The 2523-nt window shown below is 64.6% G+C and carries 3 protein-coding genes and 1 tRNA gene; 2 read left to right on the top strand and 2 right to left on the bottom strand.

The window, feature by feature from the left end; genetic code table 11:
- The coding region (locus tag V6M52_RS10125) for an MmcQ/YjbR family DNA-binding protein (RefSeq protein ID WP_332700929.1) at positions 1-412 on the top strand (412 nt) is incomplete at its 5' end.
- A 295-nt stretch (positions 413-707) separates the two neighbouring features.
- Positions 708-1658 (top strand): MBL fold metallo-hydrolase, encoded by a 951-nt coding sequence (locus V6M52_RS10120; RefSeq protein ID WP_332700928.1) that lies wholly within the window; start codon positions 708-710, stop codon positions 1656-1658.
- 181 nt (positions 1659-1839) lie between these two features.
- On the opposite strand, the gene V6M52_RS10115 is transcribed toward V6M52_RS10120, so the two are convergent.
- Together V6M52_RS10115 and V6M52_RS10110 are read right to left on the bottom strand one after the other, a co-directional pair.
- Positions 1840-1916 (bottom strand) — tRNA-Arg (locus V6M52_RS10115).
- Positions 1917-1968: 52 nt separating this feature from the next.
- On the bottom strand, positions 1969-2523 hold a 555-nt coding region (locus tag V6M52_RS10110), incomplete at its 5' end, for an ABC transporter ATP-binding protein (protein ID WP_332700927.1).

Below are 2523 nucleotides of genomic sequence, written 5' to 3'. Positions count from 1 at the left end.
GAATGGAGGAAGCTCGGGCCTCCCTGTCCCGGAGGCGCCCGTGCTGAGTCCCGATCCGCAAGCTGTCCTCGAGCGTGTCCGCGCCGTCTGCCTGGCCTTGGCGCAGACCGACGAGATCGTCTCGCACGGCATCCCCGCGTTCCGGGTGGCGGGCAAGATGTTCGCCTATTTCCGGCACAACCATCACGGCGACGACATGACCGTGGTCTGCGTCAAGACCACCGGCCGCGACGAGCAGGAGCTGCTGATGGAGCTCGATCCCGACCTCTATAGCTGGCCGGCCTATCTCGGGCCCTCGGGCTGGATCTCGATCAATCTTGCCCCCGACGACACCGACTGGGCCCACGTGACCGAGCGGCTGGGCGCGAGCTGGCGGCTCGCGGCCCCGAAGCGGCTGCTGGGCGTGGCCTAGGTCTTCAGGAGGACCGCTGGCGCACCCGGTTGGATAAAACCGATAACTATGTGTCGCACTGTCTACTACGCTAGAGCCGCCTCCTACCGCATGCGTCCACCATATGCCCTCTGCACATGCTGTCGCGTACTATGACATTGCAGAGAACATCATTGGCGCTGTTTCGCAGATCCTCTTTCTGTAAGAACTGGCGGGAATCTGCGACCCCAATACCTGTGTCTATCAGGCCAAAACAGGCGTTCGCTAAGGCTGACCCGTGTTATAGCTTTGCAGTGAGCGAAACGGAGCATGCGCTATGCTGCAATCACGACGCCATATCCTCGGTCAGCTTGCGGGAGCAGCGGTCGCGATCCCGGCCTCTGCCGCCACGTCGCATGTGGCAGATGAGACCCCAGGCCGAAGCGGCACGCGCCTGATCCTCCTGGGAACGGCTGGCGGACCGCGCCCGAGGCGCGCACGGTCTGCGACAGCGCAGGTCATTGTCGTGAACGGCGCGGCGTATGTCGTCGATTGCGGAGACGGTGTCGCCCGGCAACTTGCCGTGGCCGGCATCCCCCTGCGATCCGTAAGGCACATCTTCATCACCCACCAGCACTCCGACCACAATGCCGACTATGGGAACCTGCTCTCCGCCATATGGGTGTCGGGTCTTACGACGCAGGTCGACGGTTGGGGGCCGCCGCCGCTCGCGGAGATGACGCGGCATTTCTTCGCAATGAGCGCGGCGGACATCGATGTCCGGGTCAGGGATGAAGGGCGCATACCGCTGCCGCGGCTCGTCCAGGCGCATGACGTGAGCAGGGCCGGGCCGGTGATGCGCGATGCCAATGTCACGGTGTCCGCGGCAGTTGTCCGCCATCCGCCCGTCGTGCCCGCGCTGGCCTACCGCATCGATACCGCCGACAGATCGATAGTCATTTCCGGCGACACCAGCCCATCCGACAATCTTGTCGTCCTCGCTAAGGGCGCCGATGTGCTCGTTCATGAAGCGTTGCTGCCGGCGCGCATCGACGAGATGATCGGCAAATTGCCCAATGCCGAGCGGCTGAAGGCAAGTATCCTGTCGCATCACACGACAGCCGAACAGGCGGGGTGGATCGCGCAGCAGGCTGGCGTGAAGCTGCTGGTCCTGTCGCACCTCATCCCGGCCGAAGATCCCGATGTTCCCGACGAGGAATGGATCGCTGCAGCCAGCAAATTCTATCGCGGGCCGATTATCGTTGGAAAGGACCTGCTGGAGATATGAAAAGGCAAGGATTGGCGCGAAGCGGCCGAATCTACCTGAGGCGATTCGAGCATTTCCGCCGCTGGACACCGGCGCATCTACTACGCCCGTTTCCGACGCTCTTCCATCCGGCTTAGCTCCGGCGGTCGAGAGCGGCGTGAGACGGATCCAGCGTAGTCTGGCGTAGTACCCACGGCGGAATTGGCGCACCCGACACGATTCGAACGTGTGACCTTTGCCTTCGGAGGGCAACGCTCTATCCAGCTGAGCTACGGGTGCATATGCGCGGGAACGCTCCTCTAGCGGAAAGCGCGCCCGAACGAAAGAGCCGTCAGGCGGCCGCCTTCGAGGTCAGCGAGACGAAGACGTCCTCCAGGTCCGGGTCCTCCGTCGAGATGTCCTTGATGTGCAGGCCGGTGGCGCGGACGGCGGCCAGCACCTGCTCGACGCTGGACTGGCCGGTGCGATAGGTGACCGAGAAGGCGCCGCCCGGGCGGGCCTTGGTCTCGAACCCCGCCACCTCCGGCGCGACCATTAGCGGCTCCTCCGGGGTGACCACGACATTGCGGGTGTCCAGGCGCTTCAACAGGGTGGCGGTGGGTTCGCAGGCCACCACCTCGCCGCGGTTGACGATGGCGATCTGGTCGCAGAGTTCCTGGGCCTCTTCCAGGTAGTGGGTGGTGAGCACGATGGTCACGCCCTTGCGGTTCAGTTCCACCACATAGGCCCAGAGCTGGCGGCGCAGCTCCACGTCCACCCCGGCCGTGGGCTCGTCCAGGATCAGCACCGGGGGATTGTGCACCATGGCCTTGGCCACCATCAGCCGGCGCTTCATGCCGCCGGAGAGCTGGCGGACATAGGCCTCGGCCTTGTCGCCCAGGCCCAG

The sequence above is a fragment of the Devosia sp. genome (assembly GCF_036676215.1).
Classification (GTDB): Bacteria; Pseudomonadota; Alphaproteobacteria; order Rhizobiales; family Devosiaceae; genus Devosia.
This window is presented reverse-complemented; position numbering and strand designations above follow the sequence as displayed.

Bases quoted from the DNA above. Each gene is read 5' to 3' on its own strand.
- V6M52_RS10120 (WP_332700928.1), top strand. From the start codon at position 708: ATGCTGCAATCACGACGCCATATCCTCGGTCAGCTTGCGGGAGCAGCG.